This window comes from Yoonia sp. JB2-21, assembly GCF_055693545.1.
Genome location: NZ_JBVFUC010000001.1, coordinates 745,512 through 761,225 on the forward strand (window position 1 = coordinate 745,512; position 15,714 = coordinate 761,225).

General features: G+C 56.7%; 16 protein-coding genes. 5 read left to right on the plus strand and 11 right to left on the minus strand.

The window, feature by feature from the left end:
• Nucleotides 1-10: 10 nt before the first annotated feature.
• Nucleotides 11-493 carry a GNAT family N-acetyltransferase gene (locus ACZ1G5_RS03755; protein ID WP_472731581.1) on the minus strand — a complete coding sequence of 161 codons (483 nt, stop codon included), beginning with the start codon at nucleotides 491-493 and terminating at the stop codon, nucleotides 11-13.
• Complete coding sequence (locus tag ACZ1G5_RS03760) at nucleotides 486-1,667, minus strand: acetylornithine transaminase (RefSeq protein WP_472731582.1); 1,182 nt, start codon at nucleotides 1,665-1,667, stop codon at nucleotides 486-488. The genes ACZ1G5_RS03755 and ACZ1G5_RS03760 overlap by 8 nt, the downstream gene beginning before the upstream one ends.
• Before the next feature lie 302 nt (nucleotides 1,668-1,969).
• Here ACZ1G5_RS03760 and ACZ1G5_RS03765 point away from each other — a divergent pair, with 302 nt between their 5' ends.
• Both ACZ1G5_RS03765 and ACZ1G5_RS03770 read left to right on the plus strand, forming a co-directional pair.
• A complete protein-coding gene (locus ACZ1G5_RS03765) occupies nucleotides 1,970-2,848 on the plus strand; it encodes a DMT family transporter (protein WP_472731583.1) in 879 nt (292 codons plus the stop codon).
• A 71-nt stretch (nucleotides 2,849-2,919) separates the two neighbouring features.
• Entirely contained in the window at nucleotides 2,920-3,333 is a 414-nt protein-coding gene (locus ACZ1G5_RS03770; RefSeq protein WP_472731584.1) for a hypothetical protein, read from the plus strand.
• Here ACZ1G5_RS03770 and ACZ1G5_RS03775 read toward each other — a convergent pair.
• Nucleotides 3,330-4,133, minus strand: coding sequence for an ABC transporter permease (locus ACZ1G5_RS03775; RefSeq protein WP_472731585.1), 804 nt, complete (start codon nucleotides 4,131-4,133; stop codon nucleotides 3,330-3,332). The two genes, ACZ1G5_RS03770 and ACZ1G5_RS03775, sit on opposite strands and share 4 nt — an antisense overlap.
• Nucleotides 4,134-4,412: 279 nt before the next feature.
• Between ACZ1G5_RS03775 and ACZ1G5_RS03780 the strand changes: the two genes are divergently transcribed.
• Entirely contained in the window at nucleotides 4,413-5,003 is a 591-nt protein-coding gene (locus ACZ1G5_RS03780) for a GcrA family cell cycle regulator (protein ID WP_472731586.1), read from the plus strand.
• A 76-nt stretch (nucleotides 5,004-5,079) separates the two neighbouring features.
• Here ACZ1G5_RS03780 and ACZ1G5_RS03785 read toward each other — a convergent pair whose 3' ends face one another.
• Nucleotides 5,080-5,739 carry a VPLPA-CTERM sorting domain-containing protein gene (locus tag ACZ1G5_RS03785; RefSeq protein ID WP_472731587.1) on the minus strand — a complete coding sequence of 220 codons (660 nt, stop codon included), beginning with the start codon at nucleotides 5,737-5,739 and terminating at the stop codon, nucleotides 5,080-5,082.
• 276 nt (nucleotides 5,740-6,015) lie between these two features.
• Between ACZ1G5_RS03785 and rimO the strand changes: the two genes are divergently transcribed.
• Together rimO and ACZ1G5_RS03795 are read left to right on the plus strand one after the other, a co-directional pair.
• Nucleotides 6,016-7,416, plus strand: coding sequence for a 30S ribosomal protein S12 methylthiotransferase RimO (gene rimO / locus ACZ1G5_RS03790; protein ID WP_472731588.1), 1,401 nt, complete (start codon nucleotides 6,016-6,018; stop codon nucleotides 7,414-7,416).
• 43 nt (nucleotides 7,417-7,459) lie between these two features.
• Nucleotides 7,460-8,107, plus strand: coding sequence for a hypothetical protein (locus tag ACZ1G5_RS03795; protein WP_472731589.1), 648 nt, complete (start codon nucleotides 7,460-7,462; stop codon nucleotides 8,105-8,107).
• A 211-nt stretch (nucleotides 8,108-8,318) separates the two neighbouring features.
• On the opposite strand, the gene ACZ1G5_RS03800 is transcribed toward ACZ1G5_RS03795, so the two are convergent.
• The 7 genes from ACZ1G5_RS03800 to ACZ1G5_RS03830 form a co-directional block, all read right to left on the minus strand.
• Nucleotides 8,319-8,666: a YigZ family protein gene (locus ACZ1G5_RS03800; protein ID WP_472734266.1), complete on the minus strand. Its 348-nt coding sequence runs from the start codon at nucleotides 8,664-8,666 to the stop codon at nucleotides 8,319-8,321.
• Between the two features lie 15 nt (nucleotides 8,667-8,681).
• Nucleotides 8,682-8,915, minus strand: coding sequence for a hypothetical protein (locus ACZ1G5_RS03805; RefSeq protein WP_472731590.1), 234 nt, complete (start codon nucleotides 8,913-8,915; stop codon nucleotides 8,682-8,684).
• Between the two features lie 312 nt (nucleotides 8,916-9,227).
• Complete coding sequence (locus ACZ1G5_RS03810) at nucleotides 9,228-9,482, minus strand: DUF6455 family protein (protein ID WP_472731591.1); 255 nt, start codon at nucleotides 9,480-9,482, stop codon at nucleotides 9,228-9,230.
• A 72-nt stretch (nucleotides 9,483-9,554) separates the two neighbouring features.
• A complete protein-coding gene (locus ACZ1G5_RS03815) occupies nucleotides 9,555-10,085 on the minus strand; it encodes a hypothetical protein (protein WP_472731592.1) in 531 nt (176 codons plus the stop codon).
• A gap of 63 nt (nucleotides 10,086-10,148) precedes the next feature.
• Nucleotides 10,149-13,454: an error-prone DNA polymerase gene (locus tag ACZ1G5_RS03820; RefSeq protein WP_472731593.1), complete on the minus strand. Its 3,306-nt coding sequence runs from the start codon at nucleotides 13,452-13,454 to the stop codon at nucleotides 10,149-10,151.
• A complete protein-coding gene (locus ACZ1G5_RS03825) occupies nucleotides 13,454-14,920 on the minus strand; it encodes a Y-family DNA polymerase (RefSeq protein ID WP_472731594.1) in 1,467 nt (488 codons plus the stop codon). The genes ACZ1G5_RS03820 and ACZ1G5_RS03825 overlap by 1 nt, the downstream gene beginning before the upstream one ends.
• A complete protein-coding gene (locus tag ACZ1G5_RS03830) occupies nucleotides 14,889-15,566 on the minus strand; it encodes an ImuA family protein (RefSeq protein ID WP_472731595.1) in 678 nt (225 codons plus the stop codon). The genes ACZ1G5_RS03825 and ACZ1G5_RS03830 overlap by 32 nt, the downstream gene beginning before the upstream one ends.
• Nucleotides 15,567-15,714 lie beyond the last annotated feature (148 nt).

Consider the following 15,714-nt stretch of genomic DNA (forward strand, 5'->3'; position numbering starts at 1 on the left):
GGCCAGAAAATCAAAGATGGGTCATCACCTGGACAAGACGTCCGTCCGAGGTAGAAGCCAGTCGTCGGTTCATAAATCCGGCCTGTCGATAGATGCTGATTGTCCGGGTGTCGGTGGTATTTGGGCCCACGGCGACCATAGGATATTTCAGGCGCAGATCACGGACGCGGGCCTCAATGTAGCCGGCGGAATGCCCCTGCCCCATAAAGTTAGTGTCCCCCACAAAGGTGGACATCACGCGTGTACCGGGCGGCAAATCGGAATATTGCAGCATGTTGAATGCGCGTGCGTCGTGGTCCTGAAGAAAAGCGAATGGGTGGTCGATCAGGCTGACCACCCACATATCAATCAAGGATTTATCCATATCTCGTTGCATCAATGCGATTTGTTTGTCCGCATCAGGCCACCAGACTTTGACATGCGCCGTGTCAAGCCAGCGGCGCATCAAAGGCAGGTCTGCCTCTGTCAGAGGACGAAACGTGTAGTTACGCATTGCTCCCCTTCACTTGGGACGCCGCAGCGTCAAGCCGGTCGGCCGCCATGCTGATGTCCTCGTCAGAGATATTCAACGCAGGAAGCAGGCGTACCACGTTGTCGGCGGCAGGGACGGTCAGCACGCCTGCGGCAAAGCCTGCGTTGACCACATCGGTGTTCGTGGCTTTGCATTTTAGGCCCAGCATCAGACCGGACCCACGCACGCCTTCAAAAACATCTGGGTGCGCCGCAACCAGCCCTTCGAGCTTTTGCCGCATGAAACCTGCCTTGCGGTTCACATCGGACAGGAACGCATCATCGCCAACAATCTCCATCACCTTTGCGCCCACGGCACATGCCAGCGGATTGCCCCCATAGGTAGACCCATGCGTGCCTGCTGTCATTCCAGAAGCTGCGTTTTCTGTCGCCAGCACAGCGCCCAAAGGAAAGCCGCCGCCGATGCCTTTGGCGACCATCATGATGTCAGGTGTGATCCCCGCCCATTCATGGGCAAAGAGCTTGCCTGTCCGGCCCATGCCACATTGCACTTCGTCCAGGATCATCAGGATACCATGTGCGTCGCACAGGTCGCGCAGACCTTTCAGGCATGCGTCGGGCAGCGGGCGGATACCCCCCTCGCCCTGCACCGGTTCGACCATAATCGCGGCGGTCTTGTCAGACACCGCCGCTTGCAGTGCGTCGTGATCGCCAAATTCCAGATGGGTGAAACCGGGCAGTAGCGGCCCAAAGCCTTTGGTCATTTTCGCAGAGCCCGCCGCCGCGATACCAGCACTGGACCGGCCGTGGAAGGAACCTGAGAAGGTGATGATCTCGGTCCGGTCTTCTACACCTTTGTCATACCAGTATTTGCGCGCCATTTTGACGGCAAGCTCACAGGCTTCGGTGCCGGAATTGGTGAAAAACACCGTGTCCGCAAAGGTCTGATCGACCAGCAAATCCGCCAACTGTTGTTGCGCGGGAATGTTATACAGGTTCGACACATGCCACAGCGCATTGGCCTGCACTGACAACGCCTCAACCAAGGCCGGATGCGCATGGCCCAGCGCGTTCACGGCGATCCCGGCGCCCAGATCAAGAAAGCGTCGCCCGTCGGCTTCCGTCAACCAAGATCCCTCGCCTGATACGAATGTCAGGGGGGCACGTGAATAGGTCGGCAGAATAGATGCGATCATAGCGATCTTCCTTAAGCATAAGCTGAATTGGTGCAGGACCAATTGAGGTGTGTCAATAATGTTAGGGGTTTACGATGGACGTGGCAAAAGGCGGCGCGAATTAGCGTCGGCGTCGGCTTACATATGTCATTGTCGTCATCATGCGGTGTTGGTAGCGCAGTTGATGTACGATGGGAAGTCGAAATTCCGGCAGGCAACCGATGACTGCAACAAGGTCGGTGGTCTTGGACATGCGAAACTAGGGCAAGACCCTAGCAAAACCTGTCCTTGAAACTCCCTGTTGCGCGGTCCACTGATGCGGCATGACCCTTCGTGCGGCCAATCATTCTGTTGCAGTGGCATTCATGCTGACCGCAACCGCGTTCATCGCTGCAACCACCCTGCTGGCAAAGTCTTTGGGGACCAACACGCTTGGGCCGCCACTGCATCCGCTTCAGATCAGCCATGGGCGGTTCCTGTTTGCCTTCATCGCGATATCATTGGTTTTTTTGGTCCTGCGCCCGACGATCCACAGACCAAACATCAGCGTTCATATCGGGCGCTCGCTTTTTGGGTGGGGCGGCGTGACGCTGATGTTTGCCGCTGTCGCCTTTATTCCACTTGCCGATGCGACTGCGATCAGTTTTCTCAATCCGGTTTTTGGCATGTTGCTGGCTATTCCTTTGTTGGGTGAAAGGGTTGGACCCTGGCGCTGGTTTGCCGCCTTCACCGCACTTGTCGGCGCACTCATTCTTCTCAGACCGGGGCCCGAGAGCTTTCAACTGACTGGTTTGTTGGCGTTGGGTGCCGCAGTATTGCTGGGGATGGAGTTGATTTTCATCAAAAAGCTCGCCAATCGCGAACCACCGTTACAGATATTGATCATCAATAATGCCATTGGCCTTTGTATTTCTTCGCTTGCAGTGCTTCCTGTCTGGACGATGCCCACATTGCCACAATGGGGTGCATTGGCTGGCCTGGGTTTCATGATGGCATCGGCCCAGGCGTGTTTTGTGAATGCTATGGCGCGTGCAGATGCCAGTTTCATTACACCATTCAGTTATGTAACGCTGATTTTTGCCGCTATTTACGATCTGGCGATCTTTGATGTTTGGCCCGACTGGATCAGTGTGACAGGCGCGTTGATCATCCTCAGCGGGGCGTCTTTGCTGGCGTGGCGCGAACGCCGTGTCGCAACGTAAGGCAGCACGCAACTCAATTACCGATAAAATTGTCTAAATCCGGCCATGATTTTGCGCTAAGGGCAAAATTGATGAGTGAAGTTTATGAGTATCGGCGCACGCCCGGCAAAGGTGTGATTTGGCTAGCCCTGATCAGTGTCATTGTGATGCTGATCGCCGTGCTGCAATTTGGTGCGGACCACCTGGTCCGGCTTGTTTGGGCGTTCGGTGCCGTAATGGCCGCCTCTATTTTTGTGCGAAAGCCCCCTGCGGGTATCCGGATTGATGCCGACTACCTTGTCCTTTCGGCCTGGCGCAAGCCGCGTCCAATTGCCTTGGACGACATCGCGCATTTGCGTGTCAGGGAAGGTGGCCTTGAAACGGACGTAACGATCGTTTACCGCGACGGGAATGAAGAAGCGATCTTCTCTGGCGATCTTCCTGACATCGACACTTTGATCCCAGTGATGGCCGAGCGCGGCATTCCAATCAGAGACGTTTCTTAGGCTTTCAATCTGTAGCCCGTTTTCATCCACCGCAGGCATACGGCCAGCACCGCTATGCACGCCGCACCTACGACGCACAGTCCCACCCAAGGGCTGCTATCACTCACGCCGATCATACCAAAGCGCACCCCATCAATAATGTAGAAGAACGGGTTCGCATGACTGAGTGTTTGCATCAGTGGTGGTAAAGCTTCGATTGAATAAAACGTGCCCGACAAAAAAGCCAACGGGGTCACCAGAAAGTTTGAGATGGCGGAAAGCTGATCGAATTTATTGGCAAAAATTCCGGCGATCATGCCAAGCCCTCCCATGAGGATCGACCCAAGAAGGACAAACACCAAGACCCACCCAGGTGCCTGCATGCCGATCCCCAAGAAAAGCGCCGAGCCAATGGCGATGACAATGGCAACCAACGCCCCACGCGCAACGGCACCCCCAATATAGCCTGCCACCAATTCCGCCGCTGACAATGGCGGCATGAGCGTATCCACTATGTTTCCCTGCACTTTGGCAGACGCAAGGCTGGAGGACGTATTGGCAAAGGCATTCTGGATAACGGTCATGGTCAGGATGCCGGGTGCAAGAAATACCATGAACGGCACGCCCATGACGTCACCGCGTTTCGACCCAATGGCAATTGTAAAGATCAACAGGAATAGGCCTGCATTGATCAAAGGGGCCATTACCGTCTGGGACCAGACATTCATGAAACGCCGGATTTCACGGCGCGTCAGCGTCCACGTTCCCAACCAGTTCACCCGTCCGAAGCGGCGTACACCCATCTGATTTGTGTCGGTCATCGCGATCTTCCTTTGCAGAGGTATGGACATAACCGATTGCGCACGGATGGCCAGCCCTCAGCATGGCACCGGCCTTGATGGGATACCGACATCGCCAATCATGGCCCGTCTGTAGGCAGTTAAGGCCTGAATGGATTGGCCGAAGGGCGACAGATCGTCAGAAGATGGTGAAAACCCTGCAACCGCGCCTTCACATCACCTGCCGCAATGATTAGTATGCACAAAACGTGATGATGAGGCCTGATCAGGGTATCCGGCCAGCAAACCAAAGGAATTCATATGTCCTGGACAGACGAGCGCGTTGAGACGCTCAAAAAGATGTGGGGCGAAGGCCAGTCAGCCAGCCAGATCGCCAAAGAACTTGGCGGCGTTACGCGCAATGCTGTGATCGGCAAAGTTCACCGTTTGGGACTGTCCAATCGTGCAGGCTCTGGCGGGTCTGCCTCAAAGGCTGCGCCCAAGGAAAAGCCTGCAGCGGCAGCAAAACCAGCGGCGAAACCAGCGCCAAAACTCAAGGCAGCACCGGCATCAACGCCGCCAAAAGAAGAACCTGAATTGGATGAGAACGGTATTCCAATCTCTGCCGCGCGTCGTGCCATTATTCCTGCAGGCCAGCCGTTGCCGCCGCAACCCTCTGCCAATGAGATCAGTCCGGAAGCACTGGCCAAGGTCAGTGAGGTCGAAAAGACCGCAAAGCGTATCAGCTTGATGGATCTCACAGAAAAAACCTGTAAATGGCCGGTCGGTGATCCGGCAACGGATGATTTCTGGTTCTGTGGTCTATCAGTGCAGCAGGGCAAGCCCTACTGCGAAGCCCATGTTGGCGTGGCGTTCCAGCCCATGTCATCACGGCGCGACCGGCGGCGCTGAGTAAACCAGCAATCTGACAAAGCAAAAGGCCGCCATCTCGGGCGGCCTTTTATTTTTCCAAGGCTGACCTTGGGGGTCAGGCTGTGTTGCGTCCACGAGACGCAAAGCCCAAGGCACCCACACTTGCCAGAAGCAACAAAATCGAAGCCGGCAGTGGCACGGCGGCAATTTCATACTCCAGATTGTCGATGGCACCCGAATTGTGGCCAAAGTCAAATGTCAGCACGGTGACATTTGTCCAGTCAAGCAAACCCGAATTTGTGATGAAATTGTCAAAGGCCCGGCCTGTCGGTTGCCCAACGGTTGCACTGTTGCCGTTGTTGTCACTGGCTGTGACGGTTTCATCATCAAGAAAATCGAAACCCAACAGGTTGATCGCTTGTGAGAAAGTAAATGTGATCCAACCACCATTCCCATCATCATCAGCAGCGCCGTCATGTTCCTGAATGATCAGCGCGTTCCCGACTTCGATGTCATAGTTGACACCGTCGGCCGTGAATGGACCTTCAAGATCGGGATCTTCTGTACCTGTTAAAGAGGTGTCAAAAATCCACGCCTGATCCGGTGCGCGTCTGGAATTACCATTTGCAGTGATTGTCGCTGTGACACCGTCACCCAAGCTAATCGTTTCAAGGTTGTGACCGTGTGAATATCCGTCGAATGTCAGTGTAGCGGCGCTTGATGCCCCCGCGAAACCAAATGTCGCCGTGATGGCGGCTAAAATTACGTTTTTCATGTGTACCCCACTTAACCGTTCAGAGTTAGAAATTAACCATTTGTTAACGATCACAGTACATTGAACAAAGCGCCAAACAAGCCTCGACGACAGATTTCGTCACATTTCTGGATTTTCATATCAGCTCTAGGGAACAATACTGATTTATTCGTATGACTATCTCAGATGAAGCGACAGTAGTGTCGTGAGTTGCCAATATCGAAGATCTGCGACTCGCCTCGCGCCGATGCACCAACGCCCATTTCCAACACCCGCATCGCGCGATATACGCCGCTCATGACACAAAATCCGCCAGACCTTCGCCCTGATCTTGCACCCGCTGCCAAATTCGCTGGCACAGCCCGCGAAGGTCAGCCGACGATTGGCATGGTCAGCCTTGGCTGCCCCAAGGCTTTGGTCGACAGCGAACGTATTCTGACCCGCCTGCGCGCCGAAGGTTATGCCATCAGCCCCGACTATGCGGGCGCTGAGGCCGTGATCGTGAACACTTGCGGGTTTCTGGACAGTGCCAAAGCCGAAAGCCTTGATGCCATTGGTGAGGCGCTACAGGAAAACGGCAAGGTCATTGTCACGGGCTGTCTGGGGGCCGAACCGGATTATATCCGCGAACATCACCCACAAATCCTCGCTGTCACCGGTCCGCATCAATACGAACAGGTGCTCGATGCCGTGCACGCTAATGTGCCACCCGCGCCCGACCCGTTCATCGATCTGCTGCCTGCCTCTGGCGTGAGCCTGACACCGCGCCACTACAGCTATCTGAAGATTTCCGAGGGCTGTAACCACAAATGCAAGTTCTGCATCATCCCTGATATGCGCGGGCGGCTGGCATCGCGGCCCGCCCATGCCGTGCTGCGCGAGGCGGAGAAACTGGTCCAGGCCGGGGTCAAGGAACTGCTGGTGATCTCTCAGGACACATCCGCCTATGGGCTGGACCGCAAATACGATCTGAACCCGTGGAAAGATGGTGAGGTCCGCAGCCATATCACCGATCTGACGCGCGAGTTGGGGCAACTGGGGGCATGGGTGCGCCTGCACTACGTCTACCCCTACCCCCATGTGCGCGACCTGATCCCCATCATGGCGGACCCGACCAACGGCGTGCTGCCCTATCTGGATATCCCGTTTCAACACAGCCACCCCGATGTGTTGCGACGCATGGCGCGGCCTGCGGCGGGGGCAAAAACACTGGACGAGATTACCGCATGGCGGGCTGAGTGCCCTGACATCACCCTGCGGTCGACCTTCATCGTGGGATACCCGGGCGAGACGGAGGCCGAGTTCCAGCACTTGCTTGATTGGCTGGATGAGGCGCAATTGGACCGGGTCGGGTGCTTTCAATACGAAAACGTGGCGGGGGCGCGGAGCAACGCCCTGCCCGACCATGTGGCGGCAGAGATCAAACAGGACCGCTGGGACCGGTTCATGGCGAAAGCGCAGGCCATCTCAGCGGCCAAGCTTGAGGCGAAGGTCGCACGCACACTTGAGGTGATCGTGGACGACATTGACGAGGACGGGATCGCGACCTGCCGGACGTGGGCGGATGCGCCAGAGATCGATGGGAATTTGTTTATTGATGAAGGGGTTGAGGGGGTGGCCGTTGGGGATGTTGTAACGGTCGAGGTTGAAGAGGCGGGGGAGTATGATTTGTGGGCTTGTTTGGCTTCCCGGAAATGATCCGGGGGATCATTTCCGGGAAGCCAAACGAGGGGCGGAGCCCATGCAATTGAATGCACCCAACAATAAAAGAGAAGCTGAATTCGCTACGGCGCTCTATCACTTCACTCACATGAAAACTCACTTGAATCTGCTCGAAGAATCAATCTGCTTCCTAGATAGTCGAAAGCTCTCCTACCTAACCGAAGCACGGCTACGCCATGGTTTTTTTGGCGTTCGGATAGCGTTGGAGGAGCTTATCCTTATGACCTTGGCAGCGCATCACGAAGTCGGAGTTGAAATTTCTCGATCTAAGCGAAAACGAACAGGTTATGATCGAGAGAAGATTAAGTTATTTTTGTCCAATCAAAACGACCGATACTTTCCTGTTGCCGTGGACTTCGATCAAGAACAACGCACACTACGCGTTGCAGCGCGCGCTGCGCTGACATCAAAAAAATTTTCTTGTCTCTATAACAAGACCGGGAATTGGTTGCACGCCAACGCAAAGCCGCTTTGGAACCGAGACTACGAAGCAGCCGTCGCTGAACTTGTTGAGGCAAAAGAATTGCTGCAAGGTCTGGTGTGTTTATTCGAACTAGATATACGCGAACAAGGACGTGTAATTATCGGATCGATTGGCGATCAACCAAGCGAATTGCCCTGGATCCGGTCTCTAGCTATTAATCCTAGTCTAAAAGGCGCAGAGTGAACTTCGTTTTAGCAAACAGCCCGCCCGGCCCGCGCCGGGCAGCGGCCGACCTCCCCCGGAGGCCGCTTTTGCAACCTCATTCACATAAAACAGCGTAGGATGCTTGGCGCCCGCCTCGCCAAACAGAACCCTTTCACAGCGTCCTCCAGGTCGGCCGCTGCCCTATCGTTGGGCTATTCTGCATAGATTGCTCGCGTGGGTTTCACCCACCCTACACCCCATCCAAATAAACCCGCACCGCGTCCTGCACCCGCCGGAACCGATCTCCACCCAGCTTCGTGCCTCCAAACCACCGTGTCACCACAATGATGTGGCCTTCCAGCCCTTCGCGCTCCAACATCCGCAGGATGACCATGCCCGCCCCGCTTTCGCCGTCGTCGTTTTTCAACGGCCCGTCAGGCAGCAGCACCGCCCATGTGTTATGTGTGGCTTTTGCGAATTTCTTGGCTCGGCACAGCGTTTTCACAAACGCTTTCGCCTCGTCCGCGGACCCCACGGGGCCACCGGCGACCGCGTATTTTGAGCCGCGGTCGCTCAGTACATTTTCGATGACGCGCAGCGGCTGATCCTCAGATTAAGAGGTCACCTCACGCGCGGCGCCGTAGTTGCAACCGCTGTGATCGCCCAACCCTTTGAGGGGCGACGCGGTTTCGGTCACATCCGCACAAGACCCAGCCGCCGCATCCCACGCCGTACCCACAGGGCAGCTTTGGGATTGCGCCAGCGGCTCTGCCGGGGCGGGCGCTGTTGCATTCTGGGCCTGTGCAGCCAAGGGCAGCAAGGTGAAGGCGAGTACTGTGAGACGCATAATGTCCTCCTGCGATATGAACATATGCCAAAGCTAGCCTAGCGGGCGAATTAATCAACCGCCGCGCTGTCGCACCCCTTTAACCCATACCAATGCAGAATAGGGGCCAAATCGTAACCATTGCCTTCAACCAGCTAGGAAAAGGACATGTAAGGCGCCGCAACCGTGACCAAACCCAAACCGACCCGCACACGCACCGCGCTGGCCAGATGCCCGTCGCCCCTATGAAGCCAAAAAGGCAGAGTTGCGGGCCGAACTACTCAAGGTGCAGTTGTGGGCGCAGGACACCAGCCTGGGGGTTTTGGATGCGCTTTACCCTCGCTGTAGCTGTGCAAATGTGTCGCCGTTCACACAATACTCTGGCGCCTGATCTACATGGGCCATCTTCCGCAGCAATCTATCGCATTTTTCGACCTGCCCGCAGCCCCGGCATCCGGTGATCATATCCGTATATTGCGTGATATCGATCTGACCTTCATCCAGTGCCGTTGACAGGTCGACATCGCAGGCCTTGGCCATCTTGATGACCCGCCAAAAGTGCGCGCGTGCGTCCCCTAAGGTTTGCATCTTTGATCCTCCGGTTGCTGTTGAGGCTCAAATTAGCATCCCTCCAAAACCGGGACCTTGCGCTAGATCAAGTCAGTAATTCGATCCGACGCCGGTATTGATTGCCTGTAGCAGCGATGCCTCGGCCCATGTATCGCGCCCGCCGCGCATGCGGATTTGTGTCAATTGCGCCTGCGCCAGCACCATCTCGCCGGACGCAACATGCCCCTGTCCCATATAGGACCGCGCCAGCAGGTTATCGGGGTCTGCCGCGAGGGCAGCTTCGTAATAGCTCATGCCGAGTGCGACACGGCCTGCCTTGCGATGGGTAAAGCCATAATATGTCAGGGCAAGCGGCGCGTCGGGATCGGCAAGCGTATCCAATACGTCCAGAGCGGCCTGATAATATCCTGCATATGCCAGCTCACGGACATCGTTTAAGCGCGCGCTGTCATCGTTGGTGCTGTCTTCGGGGCTCATGCAGCTTTGGGTCGCGAGGTCCCAGACAAGGCCTTCGGCACATTGCGTTGTTGTCTCGGACGGTTTGGGGGCCGTGTCGCTGCCGCCGCCTGCGGCAAGCGCGGCAATTGGAAAAGCCGCGAGGGTCAAAGCTATCAGACGCATTATTCACTCCATCGTTGGTTATAGCGGATTTAGCCTGAGTTGACGTGAAGGAAAGTCCTGAGCCTAATGAAAGTCGCGTGATTTTGGGATCACCCGCACATCGCGCGGATGCCGCCCGCGCGGATCATGGGGAATGGATTTCTTGACCTCATCGGCGCGCGCCAAGGGCGGTTCCATCTGGTCATGTGACAACCGTTCCAGCGCATCGCTGCGGTCTTTCAGATGGTGGGCGACCAGGTGGATGACATCGGCATCACGTTGGAGGATCCCTTTCACATCAATGACCCTTGCGCGCATGATGACCTTGCGAAAGGCCTCCATCACTTTTGGCCAGACCACCAGATTGGCCACACCTGTTTCATCCTCGACCGTGATAAAGCAAACGCCCTTGGCGCTGCCGGGGCGTTGGCGGATCAGGACGATGCCTGCGAGCTTTATTGATTGCCCATTACGCATCTGATCCAGCATCTGAGCGGGGGTATATCCCTGCTTATCCATGCTACGCCGCAAAAAGGACATTGGATGTGCCTTCAGCGAAAGCCGTGTCGTTTGATAATCCGCAATCACATGTTCGCAGATCGGCATTTGTGGCAGATCGAAACGCACCTCTGCCCCTTCGTCTTTCTCTTGGGCAAAAAGCGGCAGGTCAGGCGCGTCCCGTAGCGCGCGCGCATCCCAAAGCGCCTGCCTGCGGTCCAAAGTCATTGACCGCACGGCGTCTGCGGCCGCCAGTTTGCGCATAGTGCCGGCATCCAATCGTGCGCGTTTCTTGAGATCGGCAAAATTGGCAAATGGTTGCTGGCGCGCATCCATGATCCGCTGCGCCATATCCTGTCGTACACCATCAATTTGACGCAACCCAAGGCGCACGGCGAACTGACCGGGGCTGATCGGTTCCAGTGTGTTGTCCCAATCGCTGTAATTCACATCCGGGCCGCGTACGATCTTGCCGTGCTCACGTGCATCGCGGACGATCTGAGCGGGCGCATAAAACCCCATCGGTTGGGAATTGAGCAGGGCCACGCAAAACACATCAGGGTAGTGGCATTTGATCCAGCTGGACACATAAACGAGGTGCGCGAAACTGGCGGCATGGCTTTCGGGAAAGCCGTAGTCGCCAAAACCTTTGATCTGATTAAAACAGCGTGCCGCAAATTCGGGATCATAGCCGCGCCGGACCATGCGGCCGACCATCTTGCCCTCCAACTCTCCGATTGTGCCGCGTGACCGAAAGGTTGCCATCGCTTTGCGTAGCTGATTGGCCTCATCTGGCGAAAATTCTGCGGCAACCATTGCAATTTTCATGGCCTGCTCTTGAAATATCGGTACCCCTTTGGTGCGTTTGAGAACTTTGCGAAGTTCATCAGGGTCATATTCGAGACCCGGTGAGGGGTATTCTTCAGGCTCTTTCCCGCTGCGCCTGCGCAGGTAAGGATGCACCATATCGCCCTGAATGGGACCGGGGCGCACGATGGCGACTTGAATGACCAGATCGTAGAACTCACGCGGTTTCAGCCGGGGCAGCATGTTCATCTGTGCGCGGCTTTCGACCTGAAACACACCCAAACTGTCGCCTTTGCAGAGCATGTCATAGGTGATGGGATCTTCTTGCGGGATGTTGGCAAGGGTGAACCGTTTGCCATAATGCGCATCAATCAGATCGAATGCCTTGCGGATACAGGTCAGCATGCCCAGCGCCAGCACATCAACCTTGAGGATGCGCAATTCGTCGATGTCGTCCTTGTCCCATTCGATGAATGTCCGGTCCGGCATCGCCCCGTTCCCAATCGGGACCGTTTCGGTCAATGCTTTTTCCGTCAGGATAAACCCGCCTACGTGCTGGCCCAAATGGCGGGGCATCCCGATCATCTGATCGGCCAGCTTGATTGTGCGCGACATCAGCGGGTCACGCAGGTCAATCCCTGCCTCTGCTGCTTCTTTTTCGCCAACTTCGCGACCCCATGACCCCCAAATGGTCTTGGAAAGGGCTGTCGTGATATCCTCTGACAGCCCCATGACCTTACCCACCTCACGCACAGCCATACGAGGGCGGTAGTGGATGACAGTCGCACAAAGGGCGGCCCGGTCGCGTCCATATTTTTCATAAATATGCTGAATGACCTCCTCGCGCCGCTCGTGTTCAAAATCGACGTCGATATCGGGGGGTTCCTTGCGTTCCTCAGAGATAAACCGCTCGAACAGCAGATCGTTCTTGTCGGGGTCTACCGCTGTTACCCCCAAGACATAGCACACGGCCGAGTTTGCAGCCGACCCCCTGCCCTGACACAAGATTGGCGGTTCGCATTCATAGCGGGCGTAGTTCACGATCTGGTGGATCGTCAGAAAATATTGCGCGATATCGAGTTTTGCAATCAGCCCAAGTTCCTTGCGCAGCGTCGCCTTGAGCGTCTCCGGTACACCTTTCGGATACCGCCATGCGGCGCCCTTCCACGTCAGTTCTTCAAGATATTCTTGCGGTGTGCGCCCCTCTGGCACGGTTTCCTGTGGATATTCGTAGGCCAGTTCGCGCAGGTCGAAATTGCAGGCATCTGCGACCTCACGCGTCGCCCGGATCGCATGAGGCCATTCTGCAAACAGCTGCACCATTTGCGCAGGCGATTTCAGGTGCCGTTCTGCGTTAGCGTCCAGCAAGAAGCCCGCCTTATGGATTGTCGTCTTGTGCAGGATGCAGGTCATCACATCCTGCAAAGGCCGCCGATCCGGGGCGTGATAATGTACATCGTTGGTTGCCAGAATGCACATATCATTGGCTTTGGCCAAGGCATCCAGCCGGTTGATCCGCGCCCTGTCATCCCCGCAATAAAGATAACTGGCCGCGATATGTTTCAGCGTCGGCAAGGCCCGTTTGAGGCGACTGAAACCAGCAGAGAAATGATCCAAATCTTCGCCAGGCATTGCGATCAGTTGCACGCCTGCGCTGTGTTTTGCCAGATCATCCAAGGTAATGTCGCAGACGCCCTTTGCCTGCCATGTGCCATCGACGTCATGCATTTTTCCTTTGGAAAGCAAAGTACACAGCCGCCCATAGGCCACACGATCACGCGGATATGCCAGAAATGCCTCGCCCGTCACCAACTGCAAACGGCAGCCGATGACAGGGGTTATCTGGGCCTTGCGCGCCTCTGCATGTAGCCGCACCACACCGGCCATTGTGTTCAGGTCCGCACAGCCGAGTTTATCATATCCCAAAGCATGCGCCGTCGTCGCAAGGTCTACCGCATCCGATGCCCCGCGCAGAAAGGAAAAGCAGGTGGTGATGCCAAGCTCAACAAACGCCGCACGCGGATTGGGTGCGAACCCATCATCTTCAATCGTGCGCCTTGGGCGTTGGTTGTCCATTTCAGGCATCAGGCAAACATCCCATGCACAAACCAGCGCGGGTCCCCACCGCGCCCATCCTCGTGCAGCCCTTCGCGGTAAAGCCAGAGCCGCCGCCCGGTCTGATCCTCAACCTTAAAATAATCGCGCAGCCGGGTGCCGGGGCGATCTTTCCACCACTCCGGTGCAATCCGTTCCGGCCCAGCATAGCGGGCCACGCGGTGTGTTTGCCTGCGCCAGACAAACTGCGCGGGCGGGCCTTCGGGCACGGCATAAAGGACACGCACTTCTTCTGGGTGATCCAGCAGACGCAACGGGCGCTCTTTGGTCAAAACCATCGTATCCGCAGGCTTGTCCGCCAATGCAGCAATCTGTGTCTCTGCCCGTTCAGGCACATGGCTTTCACGCAGAACCGGTCGGGTGACGGCACGCGGGCCGAATTTCGCGCTGAGGCGGTCAACCAGTCGGGTCAGATGCAGATCATCATCCGACCCACCATCCAAACGGTTCTGCTTTTCCTGCATCTCTTCGACTGCGCCCGCCGCAAGCGTAATCAGATCAAACCCAAAACCGGGATTGATCCGCTCCATCTTATCGCGAAACAGGCTGTGCAAATGCGTTGGATCACAGGTGGCCGCCGAGGTCGCCACATCCACATGGCTGACATCACCATCGGTTTTATAGACCGTCAGATGCAGACGGCGACACCCCAGCCCGGCCTGTTTGAGTTGCGCACAAAGATCTTCACACAAGTCCGGCAAATAGGGCGTGGGATCAAAGATCGGTTCGGCCAATCGCGCCTGCGTGCGGATCACAGGCTTTGCATCCACACTCGATACAGGCTCAGCCAGTTTGCCCATGACCTGATCCAGCCGCATCACCGGATTGGCCGCCAACCTCGCCTTCACAAAACGCCGGGTCAGGGACAAGCGGGGCACGTCCATCACTGCACCAATGGTCTTCAGCCCCAAGCGGCGCAAAACAAGCACTGTTGGCGGATCCAGCCGCAACCCCGCCACAAGCAAAGGACCCAGCTTGAAATACGCCTCATCAGGTCCGCAAACAGACCGCACAGGGCCATAGCGGGCCAAGGCCCAGGCCGCACCCCATGTTGGTGCCACAGCCAGTCGCGCGGTCAGCCCTAGCAAGGACAGTTGCGTTTCCATCTCGACCAGCATCGCAGCCTCGCCACCCCAAAGATGATCAGCGCCTGTCGTCTCCAGAATGATCCCATCATCGCCGTCACGCACCGTCCAAGGACACCAACGACGCGCCCAAAGCACAAGGCGATCAAGGGCCGCGTGATCCCCCGCCTCATCGGCATATTCCACCTGTAGTTCTGGACAAATTGCACGCATGTCCACAACACGCGATCCGGGCAGAATACCCTCGATCCGGGCGGTTCGGTTGGCCGCATGGATCACCGGGCCGTGGTGCCCTTCGCGTGCCAACACGACAGGCACATCATCCGGCGGCGCGTTGCCCTGCCGTTCCATCACCCGCGTCCAGCGTTCGATTGCGAACTGAGGGAGTGAGATGGATACGATCCGCCGCCCCGTCATAGGTGGCCACCCATTGGCCCGGTTTGGTACGGCGCGAGCGGAACAAATCGAGCGACCAACGCGCAGCACCCGGTGCTTGGGCATCGTGGGGGTGCGGGGCCGACGGCAAGCTGGCGATACGCCAGCGGTCGCGCGCGGCGCTCAGATCGGGGCTGGCGGCACGGCGGATCAACCAGCAAGGCACATCGGCAGCCTCGGCGCGCATGGCCAATCGCTTGGTCGCGGTAAAATCGAGTGCGGGCGGATCGCCCCACACTTCGCCAATCACGCCCCCCAAGGCGCGGCAGCGCAACCCATCCTCCATCGCCCAAAGCACGTCGGTCGCACGCGATAGATCGACCATGATAATGGGGCGGTTGACAGATATACCGGCCAAGATAGGCCGCCCTGCCTCTTTGCGCGACAACCGGTCTTGGACCCATAAGACAGGGGCATGGGTCGCAGGCAGCTGTGACAAAACAAACCCTATGGCACTGGCGTCTGTCGGGTTGGCGGGAAATGTCTCTGACAGGGTATGGGATATCGCGGCAGGACGCGTGCCCTGCCCGGTCAAACCTTTGTGCATACGAAGCAAACCCATACACGACACACCGAATCCATTTTAATGTTCACTATTTGTTCTAATTCATGTGAACACTTTTCGCAATGTCATAAGGCGCGCAAAATCGAAGGATGCGTTAGCAGCACAGCAAAGCTGTCTTGAAATCAAAAAATCACTTGTGATCCTA

Bases quoted from the DNA above. Each gene is read 5' to 3' on its own strand.
- ACZ1G5_RS03795 (WP_472731589.1), top strand. From the start codon at position 7,460: ATGCAATTGAATGCACCCAACAATAAAAGAGAAGCTGAATTCGCTACG.
- ACZ1G5_RS03780 (WP_472731586.1), top strand. From the start codon at position 4,413: ATGTCCTGGACAGACGAGCGCGTTGAGACGCTCAAAAAGATGTGGGGC.
- ACZ1G5_RS03820 (WP_472731593.1), bottom strand. From the start codon at position 13,454: ATGCCTGAAATGGACAACCAACGCCCAAGGCGCACGATTGAAGATGAT.
- ACZ1G5_RS03830 (WP_472731595.1), bottom strand. From the start codon at position 15,566: ATGGGTTTGCTTCGTATGCACAAAGGTTTGACCGGGCAGGGCACGCGT.
- ACZ1G5_RS03825 (WP_472731594.1), bottom strand. From the start codon at position 14,920: ATGGAACGGCAGGGCAACGCGCCGCCGGATGATGTGCCTGTCGTGTTG.
- ACZ1G5_RS03785 (WP_472731587.1), bottom strand. From the start codon at position 5,739: ATGAAAAACGTAATTTTAGCCGCCATCACGGCGACATTTGGTTTCGCG.
- rimO (WP_472731588.1), top strand. From the start codon at position 6,016: ATGACACAAAATCCGCCAGACCTTCGCCCTGATCTTGCACCCGCTGCC.
- ACZ1G5_RS03815 (WP_472731592.1), bottom strand. From the start codon at position 10,085: ATGCGTCTGATAGCTTTGACCCTCGCGGCTTTTCCAATTGCCGCGCTT.
- ACZ1G5_RS03805 (WP_472731590.1), bottom strand. From the start codon at position 8,915: ATGCGTCTCACAGTACTCGCCTTCACCTTGCTGCCCTTGGCTGCACAG.
- ACZ1G5_RS03810 (WP_472731591.1), bottom strand. From the start codon at position 9,482: ATGCAAACCTTAGGGGACGCACGCGCGCACTTTTGGCGGGTCATCAAG.
- ACZ1G5_RS03770 (WP_472731584.1), top strand. From the start codon at position 2,920: ATGAGTGAAGTTTATGAGTATCGGCGCACGCCCGGCAAAGGTGTGATT.
- ACZ1G5_RS03755 (WP_472731581.1), bottom strand. From the start codon at position 493: ATGCGTAACTACACGTTTCGTCCTCTGACAGAGGCAGACCTGCCTTTG.
- ACZ1G5_RS03760 (WP_472731582.1), bottom strand. From the start codon at position 1,667: ATGATCGCATCTATTCTGCCGACCTATTCACGTGCCCCCCTGACATTC.
- ACZ1G5_RS03775 (WP_472731585.1), bottom strand. From the start codon at position 4,133: ATGACCGACACAAATCAGATGGGTGTACGCCGCTTCGGACGGGTGAAC.
- ACZ1G5_RS03765 (WP_472731583.1), top strand. From the start codon at position 1,970: ATGACCCTTCGTGCGGCCAATCATTCTGTTGCAGTGGCATTCATGCTG.